General features: G+C 68.8%; 13 protein-coding genes. 1 reads left to right on the top strand and 12 read right to left on the bottom strand.

The genetic code is table 11. The features are described from left to right. Positions 1-14: 14 nt before the first annotated feature. Positions 15-926, bottom strand: coding sequence for a LysR family transcriptional regulator (locus IAI58_RS02585; RefSeq protein WP_207447249.1), 912 nt, complete (start codon positions 924-926; stop codon positions 15-17). Between the two features lie 341 nt (positions 927-1,267). Between IAI58_RS02585 and IAI58_RS02580 the strand changes: the two genes are divergently transcribed. Next, positions 1,268-2,776 (top strand): CoA-acylating methylmalonate-semialdehyde dehydrogenase, encoded by a 1,509-nt coding sequence (locus tag IAI58_RS02580; protein WP_207447251.1) that lies wholly within the window; start codon positions 1,268-1,270, stop codon positions 2,774-2,776. A gap of 60 nt (positions 2,777-2,836) precedes the next feature. Here IAI58_RS02580 and IAI58_RS02575 read toward each other — a convergent pair whose 3' ends face one another. The 11 genes from IAI58_RS02575 to IAI58_RS02525 form a co-directional block, all read right to left on the bottom strand. Next, positions 2,837-4,240, bottom strand: a complete 1,404-nt coding sequence (locus tag IAI58_RS02575; protein WP_237182407.1) for a GGDEF domain-containing protein — start codon at positions 4,238-4,240, stop codon at positions 2,837-2,839. Positions 4,241-4,491: 251 nt separating this feature from the next. Further along, positions 4,492-5,664 carry a lactonase family protein gene (locus tag IAI58_RS02570; RefSeq protein ID WP_207447255.1) on the bottom strand — a complete coding sequence of 391 codons (1,173 nt, stop codon included), beginning with the start codon at positions 5,662-5,664 and terminating at the stop codon, positions 4,492-4,494. Beyond that, a complete protein-coding gene (locus IAI58_RS02565) occupies positions 5,654-7,381 on the bottom strand; it encodes an ABC transporter ATP-binding protein (protein WP_207447257.1) in 1,728 nt (575 codons plus the stop codon). Before IAI58_RS02565 ends, IAI58_RS02570 begins: the two co-directional genes overlap by 11 nt. Beyond that, positions 7,378-8,493, bottom strand: coding sequence for an ABC transporter permease (locus IAI58_RS02560; protein ID WP_207447259.1), 1,116 nt, complete (start codon positions 8,491-8,493; stop codon positions 7,378-7,380). Before IAI58_RS02560 ends, IAI58_RS02565 begins: the two co-directional genes overlap by 4 nt. A 6-nt stretch (positions 8,494-8,499) precedes the next feature. Beyond that, positions 8,500-9,486 (bottom strand): ABC transporter permease, encoded by a 987-nt coding sequence (locus IAI58_RS02555; RefSeq protein WP_207447260.1) that lies wholly within the window; start codon positions 9,484-9,486, stop codon positions 8,500-8,502. 62 nt (positions 9,487-9,548) lie between these two features. After that, positions 9,549-11,513 (bottom strand): ABC transporter substrate-binding protein, encoded by a 1,965-nt coding sequence (locus tag IAI58_RS02550; RefSeq protein WP_207447262.1) that lies wholly within the window; start codon positions 11,511-11,513, stop codon positions 9,549-9,551. A gap of 153 nt (positions 11,514-11,666) precedes the next feature. Next, positions 11,667-12,656, bottom strand: coding sequence for a mannonate dehydratase (locus IAI58_RS02545; RefSeq protein WP_207447264.1), 990 nt, complete (start codon positions 12,654-12,656; stop codon positions 11,667-11,669). Positions 12,657-12,863: 207 nt separating this feature from the next. Then, positions 12,864-14,063, bottom strand: coding sequence for a mandelate racemase/muconate lactonizing enzyme family protein (locus tag IAI58_RS02540; RefSeq protein WP_207447266.1), 1,200 nt, complete (start codon positions 14,061-14,063; stop codon positions 12,864-12,866). A 159-nt stretch (positions 14,064-14,222) separates the two neighbouring features. Continuing rightward, on the bottom strand, positions 14,223-15,530 hold the full coding sequence (xylA, locus tag IAI58_RS02535; protein ID WP_207447268.1) for a xylose isomerase: 1,308 nt from the start codon (positions 15,528-15,530) through the stop codon (positions 14,223-14,225). Continuing rightward, positions 15,527-17,008, bottom strand: a complete 1,482-nt coding sequence (xylB, locus tag IAI58_RS02530; RefSeq protein WP_207447270.1) for a xylulokinase — start codon at positions 17,006-17,008, stop codon at positions 15,527-15,529. Before xylB ends, xylA begins: the two co-directional genes overlap by 4 nt. Then, the gene (locus tag IAI58_RS02525; RefSeq protein WP_207447272.1) at positions 17,008-18,189 is read right to left on the bottom strand and encodes a Gfo/Idh/MocA family protein; all 1,182 of its coding nucleotides are present in this window, start codon (positions 18,187-18,189) and stop codon (positions 17,008-17,010) included. Before IAI58_RS02525 ends, xylB begins: the two co-directional genes overlap by 1 nt.

The following is an 18,189-nucleotide window of genomic DNA, read 5'->3' as shown; positions in this document are numbered from 1 at the left end:
GTCCTGGGCCGCGCTCAGCCTTCCGTCATGCCCATGAAGAGGGAGGCGGCGGCCAGTGCCTCCTCCCGGATGAAGCGGCGGGCGAGGCGGACATGCGCCAGCTCCGCCACATCCGCATGCACCACCATCCAGTAGCTGCGGAGCAGGGAGATCTCCTCCGGCAGCACGCGCTGCAGCTCCGGCCGGGTATTGGCGATGAAGGCCGGCAGGACACAGAGGCCGAAGCCGGAGACCGCGGCCTCCATCTGCGCGTGCAGGCTGGAATTCTGCAGCCGCGCCCGCAGCCCCGGCACGATCTCCGAGAGGTAGTCCAGCCCGCGCGTGAAGATCAGATCGTCCACATAGCCGGCGAAGGGGTGCCGGGCGAGATCCTCGCGGCCGCGGATGGGCGGGTGGCTCTCCAGGTATTCGCGCGAGCCATAGATGAACAGGCGGTAGTCCGTCAGGTGCTCGTGCAGGAAGCGGCCGCTGGCGGGCGGCGCCAGGGTGACGGCGATATCAGCCTCGCGGCGGGAGAGGGCGAGGATCTGCTGGATGGTGATCAGCTCGACCGAAAGGCGCTGATGCGCCGCGGCGAAGCGGCCGATGCGCGGTGCCAGGAAGAAGTTGCCGAAGCCTTCCAGCGTGCTGATCCGCAGCGTGCCGGTCAGGCCCTGGTTCTGCCCCGCCAGCTCCTCCTCCAGGCGCTCGGCCTCCCGCTCCATGGCGGCGGCCGTGGCCAGCAGCCGCTCGCCATGCCGGGTCAGGTTGTAGCCGCGCGGGTTACGCTCGAAGAGCTGCACGCCCAGCGCCGCCTCCAGCGCCGAGATGCGGCGGCCCACCGTGGCATGGTCGGTGCCCGTCCTGCGCCCCGCGAGGGAGATGGTGCCGGAACGCGCGACGGCGAGGAAGAAGCGGAGGTCGTTCCAGTCGAAGGGCTTGGGCATAGGGATGCGCGTTTCTGCACAGATTGCGCGCGGAAATTCCCGTATCCGTTCATATCCGTCAACGCTACCAGTGAGGCGAAGGCCCTGGCGCGCGCCCGGGCCCTCGCCGGGAACAAGGACCAGGAGGAAGCGTGTCGGCCATTGTCCTTCCCCAGGGAAGGCGGAGCGGCGCCCGCGCTTTGGATGCGCCGGCACGATCCGCGCGGGCTTCCGCCCGTGGCGGCGCATGGCCGCGCCACCTGCCGATGCGGAGCCTCCCGCCCGCCCGCCACCCACCGATTCAAGCTGCCAAGCCGGCCTGGGACCTTTATCCAGGGTTCCGGGCCTGAAGGAGGAAACCGATGTCCGCCACCGCTCCCTATCTGGTGCCGAATGTGATCGCCGGCCGCGCGCCGGGCACCGCACCGAAGCTGACCGATGTCTTCAACCCCGCGACCGGTGAGCGCGCCGGCCAGGTCGCCACCGCCACGGCGGAGGAGATCGAGGCCGCGGTGCAAGCGGCGGCGCGCGCCTTCCCGGAATGGGCCGCGACCTCCCCGCATGTCCGTGCGCGCGTGATGTTTCGCCTGCGCGACCTGATCGAGCGGGACATGGACCGGCTGGCGGCCATCATCACCGCCGAGCACGGCAAGGTCTTCTCCGATGCCAAGGGCGAGCTGCAGCGCGGGCTGGAAGTGGTGGAATTCGCCTGCGGCATCCCGCAGCTGCTGAAGGGCGAGTTCAGTGAGGCCGTCGGGCGCGGCATCGACGCCGTCTCCATGCGCCAGCCGCTGGGCGTCGTGGCGGGCATCACGCCCTTCAACTTCCCGGCCATGGTGCCGATGTGGATGTTCCCGGTCGCGCTGGCCTGCGGCAACTGCTTCATCCTGAAGCCTTCCGAGCGCGACCCGAGCCTGGCCAATGAGATCGCGGCGCTGCTGCAGCAGGCTGGCCTGCCAGAGGGCGTCTTCCAGGTCGTGCATGGCGGCAAGGAGGCGGTGGACGCGCTGCTGGACCACCCGCTGATCGATGCCGTCTCCTTCGTCGGCTCCACGCCCATTGCCGAATACGTCTACAAGCGCGGCACGGCGGCCGGGAAGCGCGTGCAGGCGCTGGGCGGCGCCAAGAACCACATGGTCATCATGCCCGATGCCGATCTGGACAAGGCCGTGGATGCGCTGATGGGCGCGGCCTATGGCTCGGCCGGCGAGCGCTGCATGGCCATCTCCGTCGCTGTGCCGGTGGGCCAGGCTGTGGCCGATGCGCTGGTCGAGCGGCTGGCGCCGAAGGTGCGGACGCTGAAGATCGGCCCGGGCATGGACCCGGAGGCCGAGATGGGCCCGCTGGTCACCCGCGCCCATGCGGACAAGGTGCTGGGCTATATCGACGCGGGCCTGAGCGAGGGCGCGCAGCTGGTCGTCGATGGCCGCGGCCTGAAGATCCAGGGCTATGAGAAGGGCTTCTTCGTCGGCGGCACGCTGTTCGACCATGTGACGCCGGAGATGAGCATCTACCGCGAGGAGATCTTCGGCCCGGTGCTCTCCGTCGTCCGCCGCGACAGCTTCGAGGATGCGCTCTCCCTGGTGAACGCGCATGAATTCGGCAATGGCACCGCCATCTTCACGCGGGACGGCGATGTGGCGCAGAGCTTCCTCAGCCGCGTCAAGGCCGGCATGGTCGGCGTGAACGTGCCGATCCCCGTGCCCATGGCCTTCCATTCCTTCGGCGGCTGGAAGCGTTCGCTCTTCGGCGACCACCATGTGCATGGGCCGGAGGGCGTGCGCTTCTATACCCGCCTGAAGACCGCGACGGTGCGCTGGCCGACGGGCATCCGCGCCGGCGCCGAATTCGTCATGCCGACCCTGCGCTGACGGCCACGGCCCATGGCCCGCCTCGCCGGGCCATGGGCGGCTTGCCGCCGGGGAAGGTGCTCAGGCCGGTTCCTCGGCCAGCACGCAGCGGTTCCGCCCGGCGCGCTTGGCGCGGTAGAGCGCCAGATCGGCCGCATTGACCAGATGCGTGTAGTCGGGATGCCCGTTGAAGGTGGCGATGCCAGCCGAGAGGGTGACCCGCAGGCTGCTGCCATCGGCCAGCCGGATCTCCTTCGCCTCCAGGTCCCGCCGGATGCGGTCGGCGACCTGCAGGGCCTTGGCGCTGTCCGTCTCCACCAGCGCGATCAGGAATTCCTCCCCGCCATAGCGGAAGATGAAATCGCCCATCCGGCAGGATTCCTGGATGGTCTCGGCCACCTGCGCCAGCACCACATCCCCGCCGCTATGGCCGAAGCGGTCGTTGACCTCCTTGAAGTGGTCCACGTCGATCATCACCAGGCTGAAGCTGCTGTCGCTCTGCGCGGCCAGCGTCACCTCCCGGCTGAGGATGGAGGGCAGGAAGCGGCGGTTCAGGGCGCGGGTCAGCGGGTCGCGCCCGTTCTCCAGCGCGGCGGCGGCCTGGAAGAGGCTGGAGAGGAGATACTTCATCTCCGTGATCTTGTTCTGCAACTCCTCCAGCTGCCGCGCGACCGTGGGTGAATCGGCATGGCGCGCGCGGACGATGGCGGGCAGCAGCAGCTGGTCGACCTCCCGCATGCTGGCGCGGATCTCGTCGAGGGCGCTGGCGCCCTGAAACATGATGCCGGCCTTGTGGTGCAGCCAGAGGCCGAAATCCGAGCTGCCGAGGGAGGGCAGCGGCGCGCCGGGCGGATGGCTGTAGAGGCTGAAGAGAACCCCCTGGCTCCATTCCAGCAGGGCAGCGCGCTGCGTCTCCCGCTCCAGCGAGATATCCTGGCCGAGCGCGAAGATCCGGTAGGCCTCGTCGGTCTGCGCCCCCCGCCGGGTGTCCTTGACGAAGGCCTGGTTCATCAGGGCCACTGCGATGTCGATCAGCGCACCGACATAGATCATGGCCTCGACCAGGGCGTCCCGCTCCAGCGTTGTCCTGGCCAGGTGACGGATGATCGCCCCCTTCAGCAGCCGGGCGCCCTGCATGACCAGGTGGATCGGGATCTGCATGCGCGCATGCGCCACCCCGATCGCCTGCTGCTCCCTGGCGAAGGTCTCCACATCCTCCGGCTGGTCGCAGAAGAGCCGCAGCAGCCATTTCTGCAGTGAATGGCTCAGCCGCTCGTTGACCATATTATGGGAGAGGAAAGGCGCGGCTTCTTCGTCGTCGAGCAGTGTCGAATAGAAAACAGAGACGAATTCTGCGGAATTATCAGAAATGATGTCAGACACCGACTGAGCAATATTGGAATCAAGCTCGGTAACGTGCTCCAGCCACTGTTGTTGTGTCTGAGAACGGCTTGCACCCTCAGGGATTTTTACGGTGCCGTTCATTATTGTTACGCTCCGAATACTTTTCGCGGCTGCTTTCGGAGCCGTCATACCAACCTCCGCCAGATGTGACCAGAATCCTTCCGGCCCTCAGGGAAGGAGCGGGCGTGAAGGCGGGGCGGCCTCGGGAAGGCGGTGGCGGGCTGGAAGGTCACGGCATCTATCCCCGGTCAGGGGCAGCGGTGCCGGTGCCGGTGCCGGCTGCCGGCGGAAGGCGGGGTTTCCGCCAGGGGCGCCTGGTCCCGCGGCACCGCCTATGGCGCGAGCATGCCGCACCAGAAGGCCTGGCCCGCCCGGGAATCCAGCGCATGCTGGCCCTGAAGGGTGAGACGGCCATCCTCCCCCAGGCCGAAGAAGGTCAGGCTGGGCGGCACATGCCGCAGCGCATCGCCCTCCCGCACCGCCAGGGAGCCCACGGCGGCGGTGACGAGCATCCGGCCCTCCGGGTGGATGGAAAAGCTGCGGCAATGGAAGCTGCGGGTTTCCGCCGTCTGGATCAGTTCCGGCTCGCCTGTCGCCGGGGCGATGGCGAAGCAGGCGACGCTGTTCTCGCCCCCGCCATGCAGCTTCTGCCCCTCTTCCTCCACCGCGCCGTCCGAGCGGTTGACGAGATAGAGGAAGCGCCCGTTGGGATGCAGATGGATGGCCCCGGCATATTGCCGGGGCGCCCGGCCTTCCGCCCCCTGGAACAGCGTGTCCCGGCTGAAAAGGGGCGAGAGGCGGCCGCTCTCCTCCTCCAGCTCATAGGCCAGCAGCTGGTTGCCCCGCTCCAGCGAGACATAGACCCAGGGTTGGCTGGGGTGGAAATCCAGGTGCCGGGGGCCGAAGCTGCGCGTCCCGAAGACGGGGGCCGGCGGCAGTTGGGACAGCTGACCATCCCGGAAGCGGAAGATCTGGATGGAGCCCGGCTCCTCCGCCGTGCCGGCCGTGGCGTCGTTCCCGCGCGCGCAGAGCAGCACCAGCCCGCCGGAGGGCGAGACCCGCAGCTGATGCGCGTAGATGCCGGCCTCCACCGGCCGCTCCTGCCGCACCGGGGCGCCGATGCCGCCATCCTCCCCCAGCCGGTGGACGGTCAGGGCGGAGGGCTGATTATAGGCCATCAGCAGATACCGGCCCGCCGGGTCCAGCGTCAGGTGGATGGGACGGCTCTCGACGAAGACGGGTTCCCCGAAGGGGGAGAGCGCGCCGGTCTGCCGGTCGATGCGGAAGGCGGCGACCCCGTGCCGGTCATCCCGTCCGGAGGCCCGGTTGCTGAAGGCGGCATAGAGCAGCGGCAGCCGGGGATGGGGCCAGGCATATTGCACCGCCTCCGGCACCTCCACCCCGGCGTCCCACCGCAACCCGCCGCCCGGTTCCAGCCGGCAGGCGAAGAGCCGGGACCCGATGGCGAGATGGAGGATGCCGTGCCCGGCTTCCTCAGGCGACATAGCGGAAGCGCTTGTGCATGCTCCGCTCCCGCGGGTCGGGCCGCGGAATGGCGGAGAGCAGCGCCTGGGTATAGGCATGGGTAGGGGCGTTGCAGACCTGCCGCGCCGGCCCCGTCTCCACCATCTTGCCGCGATACATCACCGCCACCCGGTCGCACATGTAGCGGATGACGCCGATGTCGTGGCTGATGAAGACATAGGCCAGGCCCAGCTCGTCCTGCAGGCCCATCAGCAGGTCCAGCATCTGCGAGCGCAACGAGACATCCAGCGCCGAGGTCGCCTCATCCGCCACGATGACGCGGGGATTGAGCGCGATGGCGCGGGCGATGCCGATGCGCTGCCGCTGCCCGCCGGAGAAGGCATGTGGATAACGCTCCCGCCAGTCCGGGTTCAGCCCGACCTGCTTCAGCAGCCCTGCCACCCGGTCATCCAGCGCGCGGCCCTTGGCGATGCCGTTGACCAGCAGCGGCTCGCCCACGATCTGCGCGACCGTCATGCGCGGATTGAGCGAGGAGACCGGGTCCTGGAAGACCATGCGGATCTCCCGCCGCACCATCCTCAGGGTGGGCTTGTCGGCGGTGACGAGATCGACCGTGCTGCCGTCGGGTCGGCGGTAGAGCATGGAGCCGCTGGTGGGGTCGTACATCCGCAGCAGACAGCGCCCCATGGTGGTCTTGCCGGAGCTGGATTCCCCGACGATGCCCAGCGTCTCGCCCGGCCGCAGGTCGAAGGAGACGCCATCCACCGCGCGTAGCTGCGTCTTGGCCGTGCCGAAGACCATGTTGAGGTCGCGCACCTCCAGCACCGGCGGCGTGGCCTCGGAGATGGGCTGGCGGCGCTGGCGGATCTCCGCCTCCTGCTCCAGCTTCAGCACGGAGCCGATCAGCATGCGCGTATAATCGTCGCGCGGGGCATGGAAGACCTGGTCGGCCGGCCCGCCCTCCATCACCTTGCCATGATACATCACCAGCACCTCATCGGCGATCTCCGCCACCACGCCCATGTCGTGGGTGATGAAGAGCACGGCCATGCCATGCTGCGCCTGCAGCCGCTTGATGAGGTCCAGGATCTCCGCCTGCGTGGTGACGTCCAGCGCCGTGGTCGGTTCATCGGCGATCAGCAGCGCCGGGTTGCAGGCCAGCGACATGGCGATCATGACGCGCTGGCGCATGCCGCCGGAGAATTCGAAGGTATAGCGGTCGATCGCCCGCTCCGGATTCGGGATCTCCACCTGCCGCAGCAACTCGATGCAGCGCGCGCGCGCCTCGGCCTTGCCCATGCCGAGATGCAGACGCAGCACCTCGGTGATCTGGTTGCCCACCGTATGCACGGGGGAGAGGGCGGACATCGGCTCCTGGAAGATCATGGCGATCTCCCGCCCGCGCACGGCGCGGATCTGCCGGCTGCGCGGGTGCAGCTTCGCCAGATCCACCGCGCTGCCATCCGGCCGGTGCAGCATGATGGAGCCGGCGACGATCCGCCCGGGTGCGTCGACGATCTGCAGGATGGAGCGGGCGGTGACGCTCTTGCCCGAGCCGCTCTCCCCCACCACGCAGAGGGTGCGGCCGCGCCGCAGGGTGAAGGAGACGCCGTCCACCGCCTTCACCACGCCGGCACGGGTGGGGAAATGCGTGGCGAGGTCGCGCACCTCCAGGACGAGTTCGGGCTCGGGCGCCGCCGGCGTCGCCGGCCGCGGATGCAGGACGGTGGCGCTCATTTGTTGTACGGATCCGCGGCATCGCGCAGACCGTCTCCCAGGAAGTTAAGGGCGATCACGGCCAGCACCACGGCGACACCCGGCGCGAAGAGCCAGGGGGCGGTGGCGATGGAGCGGATATTCTGCGCCTCCCGCAGCAGCACGCCCCAGGAGATGGTGGGAGGCTGCAACCCGAGGCCGAGGAAGGAGAGCGAGGTCTCCGCCAGGATCATCGCCGGGATGGCCAGCGTCACGGAGGCGATGATGTGGCTGGCGAAGGAGGGCAGCATGTGGCGGAAGATGATCCGCTTCTCCGAGGCGCCGTCCAGCCGCGCGGCGGCCACGAAATCCTCGGTTCGCAGGCTGAGGAAGCGGCCGCGCACCACGCGCGCCAGCTGCGCCCAGCCGGTGAGGGAGAGGATGAGCGTGATGGTGAAGTAGTTCAGCGTCGCCGGCCAGTCATGCGGCACGGCGGCCGAGGCCGCGAGCCAGATGGGGATGGCGGGCAGAGAGAGGACGAATTCCACCGCCCGCTGCACCGCCGAATCCACCCATCCGCCGTAATAGCCGGAGATGCCGCCGAGGATGATGCCCAGCGTCAGCGACAGCAGGACGCCGACGAGGCCGACGGAGAGCGAGATCTGCGCGCCCTGCATGATGCGCGAATAGACGCAGCGCCCGAGGCGGTCCGCCCCCAGCGGCAGCACCACCTGCCCCGGCTCGGAGGGCGCCAGCAGATGCACCCGCGTCGGGAAGAGGCCGAGCAGCTTGTATTCGAAGCCCTGGCCGAAGAGGCGCAGCCCCACCGTCTTCGTCTCATCCGGCACATAGCCCATCTCCAGCGTGTCCGGGTCCCGCTTCATGACGGAAGGATGGACATAGGGGCCGAAGCTGCCATCCGGCGCGATGAAATGGATGGCCTGCGGCGGGTGATAGGCCGCGCGGGTATTCTGCTGCTCCGGGTCGTTGATGGCGAAGAAGCCGGGAATGAGCGCGATGACATAGAAGATGACGGTGATGACCAGCCCCACCATGGCCAGCCGGTGGCGGCGAAAGGCCCACCAGACCAGCTGCCACTGAGAGGCGACGGCAAGGCTCCGGCGATCGACGGTGCCGATGATGGCCTCAGACATGTCCTGTTACTCCAGCCGGATGCGCGGATCGGCGATGGCGAGGAGGATGTCGCTGATCAGCGAGCCCAGCAGGGTGAGCACGCAGGTCAGCAGCACGAAGGCGCCGGCCAGATACATGTCCTGGCTCATCAGCGACTGCAGCAGCATCGGTCCCGCCGTCGGCAGGTTCAGCACGATGGCCACGATGATGGAGCCGGAGACGAGGTTGGGCAGCAGCCAGGCGATGGTAGAGATGAAGGGGTTCAGCGCCACCCGCATCGGGTATTTCATCAGCAGGCGGAATTCGGAAAGGCCTTTGGCGCGCGCCGTGGTGACATAGGGGCGGTTCAGCTCGTCCAGCATATTGGCGCGCATCACGCGCACCAGGCTGGCCGTGCCGGAGACCGCCAGGATGATGACGGGAATCCAGAGATGTTCGAGCAGGTCAACGACCTTGGCCATGCTCCAGGGCGCGTTGACATAGGCGTCGGAGAAGAGGCCGCCGACTTCCTGCCCCCATTCCACCGCGGCGATGTACATCAGCACCACCGCCAGCAGGAAGGACGGCACGGCCAGCCCGACGAAGGAGAAGAAGGTCAGCACATAATCGGCGATGGAATACTTCTTCACCGCCGAGAAGACGCCGAGCGGCAGGGCGATGCCCCAGGTGGCCAGCAGCGTGGCGAAGGTCAGCACCAGCGTCAGGGCCATCCGTTCCCAGATCAGCCCGCTGACCGGCTGCTGCCATTCGAAGCTGAGGCCGAAATCCCCGCGCAGCAGGATATTGCTGATCCATTTCACATACTGGACGATCATGGGCTGATCGAGGCCGAAGCGCTGCCGCAGCTCCATGGCCGTGTTCTGGTCAACGGTTTCGTTGGAGGCCGCCAGGGTCGCGATATAGGTCGTGACATAGTCGCCCGGCGGCAGCTGGATCAGCACGAAGGACAGGAAGGACACCACCAGCAGGGCGGGCACCATCCAGGCAAGCCGCTTGAGGATGAATTTCAGCATGGTTCCCGCTCCATGTTGCTGGCCGCCTGCCCGCCCGGAGGCGGGCGGGCCGGCAGTCCGGGCTAGGTGAAGAAGAACTGCTGCGGCAGCGCCGGACCCGGGTTCGGCCAGGACCAGGAATTCGGGTAGCGCGGCGGCACGTTCTGCAGCTTGTTGCTGACCACGCCGAAGGAGTTGCAGTAGAGGCAGATGCCGAAGGATTCGAATTCCTCGGCGGCGATGTCGAAGACCTGCTTCATGATCTCGGCGCGCTGGCCGAGATCGGCCGTGCCGCGCGCCTGGTCGAAGAGCTGCATGCGCTTCTTCTGGTGTTCCGGCGGCTCCATCCCGTCCTTGCCGCCGGAAACGTACCAGAGCGCCCAGGGAAGGCCGTAGCGCGTGCCCTGCGGGTGCTGCGCGAAATAGTCGCGGGGGTCCATCATCGGGTCGAGCCCGCCGGGGCCGGACCAGGTGGCGGCGTCATGGTCGTTATTGTCGCCGCGCGTGTAGTACAGCGCGCGCTCGATGGTATTGACCTTGATGTCGACGCCGATGGCGGACCAGTGGCGCTTCACCAGCTCCAGCGCATCCACCTGGTCCGGCGCCAGGGTCGGGATCACATCCACCGAGAAGAAGATCTTCTGCCCATCCGGGCGCAGGCGGAAATTCTGTGCGTCGCGCTTGTTGTAGCCGATCTCGTCCAGGATGGCATTGGCCTTGGCCTGGTCGTATTCCGTGAACTGCCGGGCCAGCTTCTCATGATACCAGGGATGGCCCGGGCGCGGCCCGGTCTGGTAGGGCTCGGACTGGCCGAGATAGACCAGCTCGATGATCTCGGCGCGGTTGATGCCGTGGGAGAGCGCCTGGCGGAAGCGCTTATTGCTGAACATCGCCCGCATGGCGGGGTCCTTGTGGGTGATGTTCAGGTAGATCTGCATCTGCTGCGCCGAGGCGCCGATCAGCTCCACCAGATGGTAGTTGCCTTTCTGCATGTTGCGCGACAGGGTCGGCTTGTTCTGCAGGCTGTCGATATGCCGGTCCTGGATGTCGAGCTTGCCCGAGACGGCGTCGATCATCAGGGATTCGACGTCCTGCGAGATGCCGAGATTGAGCCGGTCGATATAGGGCAGCTGGTTGCCCGCCGTATCCACCTGCCAGAAATAGGGGTTGCGCTCCAGCACCACGCGGGTGGCGCCGCCGGTATAGGGCTCGGCGATCACCCAGGGGTCCAGCACCGGCTTCTCCGGATTGCCCCAGCGGGAGGGGATCTCCACATCGCCGCATTTGACGCGGAACAGCGCCGCCCAGTCCGACATATTCGCCGCCTTGGCCTGGTTATTGGCCTCGGGGTTGTACTTCGGGTGGAACCTGCTGCAGTAATGCCTGGGGAAGAGCGTCGGATACTGGCCAAGCGGCGTCGCCAGCGCCTCCAGGAAGGTGGCGTAGGGCGCCTTGAAGGTGAACCTGACGGTGTTGTCGTCGATCTTGGTCGCCGTGCAGGCCGCGTTGGCGATGGTGATGGTCGAGGGCGGCGAGCGGAAGAGCTCGGGATTCTTGGCGCAGTCCTCTATGGCGAAGACGATGTCATCGGCGGTGAAGGGATGGCCATCCGACCAGCGCATGCCCGGGCGGAGGTGGAAGACGAATTCCGTCGCCTCCGCATTGACGTCCCATTTCTCGGCCACGCAGGGCAGCACCTCGGTATAGGCGAGGTTCCAGCGCACCAGCCCCTGGTTGCCGACGATCTTGAGGATGCCGTTATGGTCGGAGGAACCGCGCAGCCCACGTCGCAGCGTGCCGCCGTAGCGGCCGACTTTCTCCACCGGCACCACCAGCGGGCGGGAGGGCAGGCGCTCGGCCAGCGGCGGCAGCTTCTTGTCCGCCACCAGCTTGGCGAGGTCCGGGGCCTCCTTGGCGCCCTGGGCAAAGGCGCTGCCGGGCAGCGCCAGGGCCACGGCGGTGCCCATGGCACCTTGCAGCAGCTGGCGGCGGTCCAGGCGGCAGAGTTCCGGTGTCGCCCGTGGAGGGCGACCCTGATTCTTGGACATGTCTTCCTCCAGACGCCCGGGTTTTCCCGTGACGTTCAACGCTTTGCGTGTTCCGGTCCGCATCGGGGCGGATTCCGGTCAGTGGCCGCCACGGCAAGGCACCAGCTTCCGTGACGGCTTTTCATCCAGGCTAGGGATCGCGCCGGAAGGGAGTCAATCGCGATCACCGCGGCGGGAACCAAGGACCTGGAGCAGCCCGGCGATATAGCCGTAGCAGAAGGCAAAGGCCGTGCCTTTGGGATCGCGGCCGCTGATGAGCGGCACATGGTCCGGCATGATCATGTAGGGATAGCCGGTTTCGGCGTAGATCTGCAGAGAATCCCACATGTCCATGTCGCCATCCTCCGGAAAGGTCTCCATGAAGGAGAGCCTGCCGCCACGGATGTTGCGGAAATGGACATTGAAGATCTTCTTCTGCTCGCCGAACCAGCGAATGACCTCGCCCACCTCGCGGCGCGGGTCGTCCAGCATCTCCCCCACCGTGCCCTGGCAGAAGTTCAGCCCGTGGTAAGGGCTTTCCCGCATCTGCACGAAACGCTTCAACCCCTCCACCGTGCCCAGGACGCGGGTGACGCCGCGATAGCCGGGCGGCGTATAGGGATCGTGCGGGTGGCAGGCGAGGCGGACGCGGTTGCTCTCGGCCACCGGCACCACCCGTTCCAGGAAGTAGTCGATCCGCTCCCAGTTCTCGTCCTCCGGAAGCACCCCGGCCATGGTGGGCGGCGCATCCTGCTCGGCCTTCTCCCAGCGGAAGGCCTCGCTCATGGCGCCGCCGCGGCTGGGCTCCATCTCCGTGCGGGGGATGCCGATGATGTTGAGGTTGTATTTGGCGGCAGGAATGCCGGCCGCCGCCAGGCGCTCGATCAGCCGGCAGATGCTGTCGATCTGCCGGTCACGGTCGGAGCCGGCGGAAAGGATGTCCGGGCTGGCCTGCTGCTCGATCGGGCGGGAGGAGAGCGGCAGCTGCACCATGTCCAGCGAGAGGCCGAAGCCGCCGATCCTGTCACGGAAGGCCAGGAGCTGGTCCAGCGTCCAGTCATGCGGATTGCCGGGCGGGTCGGCGCAGATATGCGTGACGCCGAGCTGGGCCATCACGCGGTAATCGTCATCGTCCCGTGCGGGAACCTGGGTGCCAAGCAGCATGGATGCGGCTCAGGACAGGCGCGGGCCGGCACGGCGGACCCGCGCCCGGGGGTGTCCAAAGGGCCTGCTGTCCGGCAGATGCGCCATCCGATCCCTCCCGGTGTCCTGGCGGAGATTCTGTCGCATCCGCCTGTCCCGTACTTGTCATACGACCATATATCGGTCGCGGCGGCGGTCAAAGGGTTTTGTGCGCCACCGTTCCGATCGTCAGGCGAAGGCAGTCGAGCCGTCCGGGCGGAGGGGCACCTTACGTTCCCAGTGGATGTAGCGGTCGGTCTTCAGATACTCCTCGTCGATCTCGACGCCCCAGCCCGGGCGGTCCGGGCGCAGCTCGAGGTAGCCGTCCCTGGGGAGGTAGGGATCGAGGACATAGCGGGCCTCGCCCTGCTGCGGGGCAGGCGTGCCCTTCTCCCCGCCGGCTTGGAAGGCGTAGTTCGCCCCGTTGGGCAGGCGGTATTCCAGGATGCGGAAATTCGGCTGGGCGGCGCTGAAATGCACATTCACGGCCGTGGCCAGCGGGCCCATCGGGTTGTGCGGCGCGACGGTGACGAAATGCGCCTCCGCCAGGGCGGCGATCTTGCGCATCTCCAGCAGCCCGCCGACGACGCAGATATCGGGCTGGATGATGTCGCAGCCGCGCACCTGCAGCAGGCGCAGAAACTCGAAGCGGCTGTAGAGGGATTCGCCGGTGGCCAGGGTGCAGGTCAGATCGCGGTGCAGCTCGCCCCAGGCCTCGAAATTCTCGGGCCGCAGCGGCTCCTCGAAGAAGAGGGGGTCGTAGGGCGCCAGGGCATTGCCGAGCTGCGCGGCCTGACGCGGCTCGAAGATCTTGGCATGGGCGTCGAAGGCGATTTCGTAGCGGGAATCCACCGTCTCCCGCAGCTGGCGGAAATATTCGGCGCTGGTGCGCACCACCTCGCCCCAGCGATGGGCATGCATGTCGATGCGATAGGGGCTGAGCTTGAAGGCGGTGAATCCCCAGCCCTCATGCAGGGCGTCCATCTCGTCCCGCGCGCGCTCGGGGTCGGGGGCGGTATAGACGCCGGCATAGACGCGCACGCGGTCGCGCGCATGGCCGCCCAGCAGCATATAGACCGGCACGCCCAGCGCCTTGGCGGAGATGTCCCAGAGGCAGTGATCGATGGCGGAAATCGCCGCCAGCCCCAGCGCGCCCGGCGGAAACCGGGTCTGCTGCATGAGATACTGGATCAGGAACTCAATGCGGCGGGGATCGCGCCCCGCCAGGAAGGTCGACAGATAGTTCAGCAGGGGCAGCAGGGCCCTGTCCGGCCCGTGGTTGTAGCATTCGCCCCAGCCGGTGATGCCGGCATCCGTGTCCATCGCCAGCAGGACGCGCGGGCGATCCTTGTCGCGCGTCATATAGGCGCGCAGCCGCTCGATCTTCACCTTTCTCTCCCTCTCCTCGCGGCCGGTTGTCGCGGCCACGAGAGGCGGCGGGCGAGTCCAGCTCTGGCATTTCTTGAAGCGCAGATCGGGCGCCCGTGCCAGAGCGGAGTGCGGCGCGGAGGGTGAAAGAACGGACAGCCGGCGGCCGCCGGCCCGCCCTCAGGCGAAGCGGGCGGCGATATTCTCCAGCGCCTCCTGCCGCCCGCTGCGCGGCTGCGGCGGTGGATGCGTCGCGGCATGTTCGGCCAGGGCTTCCAGGCTGACCTGCCCCTGCATCACCTGCTGGCCGAAGCCGCTCTTCCAGCCGGCGTAACGCTCCTCCCGCGCCCGCTCCAGCCCGCCATCCCGCAGGATCCGCTCCGCGATCAGCAGGGCCCGCGCGGTGGTGTCGATGCCGCCGACATGCGCGTGCAGCAGATCCTCGGGATCGATGCTCTGGCGGCGGATCTTGGCATCGAAGTTCACGCCGCCCTGGCCGAGCCCGCCCGCGCGCACGACCTCCAGCATGGCCAGCGAGAGATCCTGCGCGTTGTTCGGGAACTGGTCGGTATCCCAGCCATTCTGCGGATCGCCCCGGTTCATGTCGAGCGAGCCCAGGATGCCCAGCGCCGCCGCCGTCGCGATCTCATGCTCGAAGGAATGGCCGGCGAGGGTGGCGTGGTTCGCCTCGATATTCAGCTTCACCTCGCCCAGCAGCCCGTGCCGGGAGAGGAAGCCGTACACGGTGGCGACATCGCGGTCATACTGGTGCTTGGTGGGCTCCATCGGCTTGGGCTCGATCAGGATGGTGCCGGGGAAGCCGATGCGGTGCTTGTGCTCCACAACCAGGTTCAGGAAACGGCCGAGCTGCGCGTCCTCCTGCCGGAGGTCGGTGTTCAGCAGGGTGTCATAGCCCTCGCGCCCGCCCCAGAGCACGTAATTGGCGCCGCCCAGCCGGTGCGTGGCTTCCAGAACGTGCTTCACCTGCCCGGCGGCATAGGCGAAGACTTCCGGGTCCGGGTTGGTGGCGGCGCCGGCCATGTAGCGGGGATGGCTGAAGAGGTTGGCGGTGCCCCAGAGCAGGCGGATGCCCGTCCGCTGCATCTGCGCCTGCACCGTCTCCAGCACGCGGTCCAGCAGGGCATTGCTCTCCCGCAGCGTCCCGCCCTCCGGCGCCACGTCGCGGTCATGGAAGCAGAAGAAGGGCAGGCCGAGCTTCTCCAGGAAGACGAAGGCGGCCTCGGCCTTCTGATGCGCCGCCTGCACCGGGTCGCCGGAGAACCAGGGGCGCTGATGCGTCGGCGCGCCGAAGGGATCGAGCCCGTTGCCGACGAAGGAATGCCAATAGGCCACGGCGGGGCGCAGCCAGTCCTCCATGCTCCGCCCCAGCACCACCCGCTTCGCGTCGTAGTAGCGCAGCGCGAAGGGATCGGTGGCTTCGGGGCCGGCATAGCGGATGTGGGGCAGGCGGTCGAAGATGGTGCTCATCGGACGGTTTCCGGATGGGCCGCGGCGAAGAGATCGCGCAGCGCGGGATAGAGGCGGCGATAGGTGGCGCGGCGGGGGGCCAGACCCGCCGCCAGATCGCCCTCGGGTTCGATCACGGCGGCGATGGCGGGCTTGGCGCAGACCTCGGCGATGCCGCCGTCACCGCAGGCGATCCGGGCGAGGCGCGCGGCCCCCAGGGCAGGCCCGGTCTCGGCGCCCGTCACGGTCAGCACGGGCCGGTCGAGCGTGGCCGCCAGGATGCGCAGCCAGGCCCGGCTGCGGGCGCCGCCGCCGATGGCCGCCAGCGCGGGGATGCGGGCGCCCCGGGCCTCCAGCGCCTCCAGCCCGTCCGCCATGGCGAAGGCCACGCCTTCCAGAACCGCGCGGGCCAGGTCGGCTCGCTCCGTGCCGGCGGTGAGGCCGAAGAACTGGCCGCTGGCATGCGGGTCGTTATGCGGCGTCCGCTCGCCGGAGAGATAGGGCAGGAAGACCGGGCCGTGGGCGGCGGCCAGGCCCGCCCGCTCCACCTCCGCCAGCAGCGCCGCCTCATCCGCCGCGCCCGTGACGCGGGTGATCCAGGAGAGGGAGGCGGCGGCGGAGAGGATGACGGACATCCGGTGCCAGCGCCCGGGCAGGGCGTGGCAGAAGGCATGCACCGCGCGGCCGGGGTCGGGCAGGAAGCCGGGGTCGCTGACGAAGATGACGCCGGAGGTGCCGAGCGAGAGGAAGGCATCCCCCGGCTCCGTGCAGCCGATGCCCACCGCCCCGCCCGCATTGTCCCCCGCGCCGCCGGCCAGCGGAATGCCGGGCGGCAGGCCCAGCGCCGCGGCGGCCTCGGGCCGCAGGCGCCCGGCGGGGGCGCTGCCTTCCACCAGGGCGGGCATCTGGCTTTCGGAAAGCCCTGTTGCCGCCAGCATCTCCGGAGACCAGCGCCGCGCCGCCACATCCAGCCAGAGCGTGCCGGCGGCATCCGACATCTCGGAGATGGCCTCGCCCGTCAGGCGCAGCCGCAGCCAGTCCTTGGGCAGCAGCACGCGCCGCGTGCGGGCGAAGATCTCCGGCTCATGCCGCCGCACCCAGAGCAGCTTGGGCGCGGTGAAGCCGGGCATGACGAGATTGCCGGTGATGGCGGCGGCGCGCGGCTCGGCCGCCTCCAACTCCCGGCATTCCGTGCCGCAGCGGCCGTCATTCCAGAGGATGGCGGCGCGCAGCACCGCATCCGCCGCGTCCAGCAGCACCGCCCCGTGCATCTGCCCGGCGATGCCGAGCGCCCGGACGCCGGAGAGATCATGCGTGCGGCGCAGCGCCGCCAGGGCGGCTTCCGTCGCCCGCCACCACTCCGCCGGGTCCTGCTCGCTCCAGAGCGGACGGGGACGGGAGACCGCCAGGGGAGCGGTGGCCTGGGCCAGCACCTCCCCCGCGGCCCCCGTCAGCACCGCCTTGACGCCGGAGGTGCCGAGATCGAGGCCGAGATGCATCAGCCTTCCAGTGCCGTCCAGGCCGCGTCCCGCCGGCTGGATTCGACGGCGGCGGTGATGAAGCGCATGCCGCGCAACCCCTCCTCCAGCCCCGGCACCAGCAGGCTGGCGGGGTCGGGCTGCCGCCTGTCCAGCCGCGCCGCGATCTGGTCGGCCAGCTCGCGGTAGAGCTGGGCGAAGGCTTCCAGATAGCCCTCCGGATGCCCGCCGGGGATGCGGCTGGCATGGGCGGCGGCCGGGCTGGCCCCGGCCCCCGCGCGGCGGATCAGCCGGGGCGGCTCCCCGAAGGGGCTGTGCAGCAGGTGGTTGGGCTGTTCCTGCGCCCATTCCAGCCCGCCCGTCTCGCCATAGACGCGCAGGCGCAGCGCATTCTCGTTGCCCGGCGCGACCTGGGAGGACCAGAGCATCCCCCGCGCGCCGCCGGCGAAGCGCAGCAGCATATGCGCGTTGTCGTCCAGCGCGCGGCCCTGAACGAAAGTGCTCAGCTCCGCCGCCAGCCGCTCGCAGCGCAGCCCCGTGACGAATTCGGCGAGGTTGAAGGCATGGGTGCCGATATCGCCCACGCAGCCGGCGGCGCCGGAGCGGGCGGGGTCGGTGCGCCAGGAGGCCTGCTTCTGCCCGCTCTCCTCCAGCCGCGTGGTCAGCCAGTCCTGCGGATATTCCACCTGCACCACCCGCACCGGGCCGATGGCGCCGGCGGCGACCATCTCCCGCGCCTGCCGCACCATCGGGTGGCCGGTGTAATTATGCGTCAGGCCGAAGACGATGCCGGAGCGCCGCACCACCTCCGCCAGCTCCAGCGCATCCTCCAGCCGGTGGGTCAGCGGCTTGTCGCAGATGACATGGATGCCGCGCTCGGCGAAGGCGCGCACGGGGGCGGCGTGCATGTGGTTGGGCGTCACCACCGCCACCACGTCGATGCCGTCCGGCCGCGCCGCCTCGCGCTCCGCCATCTCCGTGAAGCTGCCATAGGCACGCCCGGGCGCGATATGCAGCGCCGCCGCGCTGGCCTTCGCCCGCTCCGGCTCGGAGGAGAGCGCTCCGGCCACCAGCTCATAGCGATCGTCGAGCCGCGCCGCGATGCGGTGCACGGCGCCGATGAAGGCGCCCTCGCCGCCGCCCACCATGCCCAGCCGCAGGCGTCGTCCGGCCGCCGCCCCCTGGCCTCCCTCGATGGTCAT

Source organism: Roseomonas marmotae (assembly GCF_017654485.1).
Taxonomy (GTDB): Bacteria; Pseudomonadota; Alphaproteobacteria; order Acetobacterales; family Acetobacteraceae; genus Pseudoroseomonas; species Pseudoroseomonas marmotae.
The sequence above is the reverse complement of the archived record's forward strand: the minus strand, read 5'-3'. Positions and strand labels throughout refer to the sequence as shown.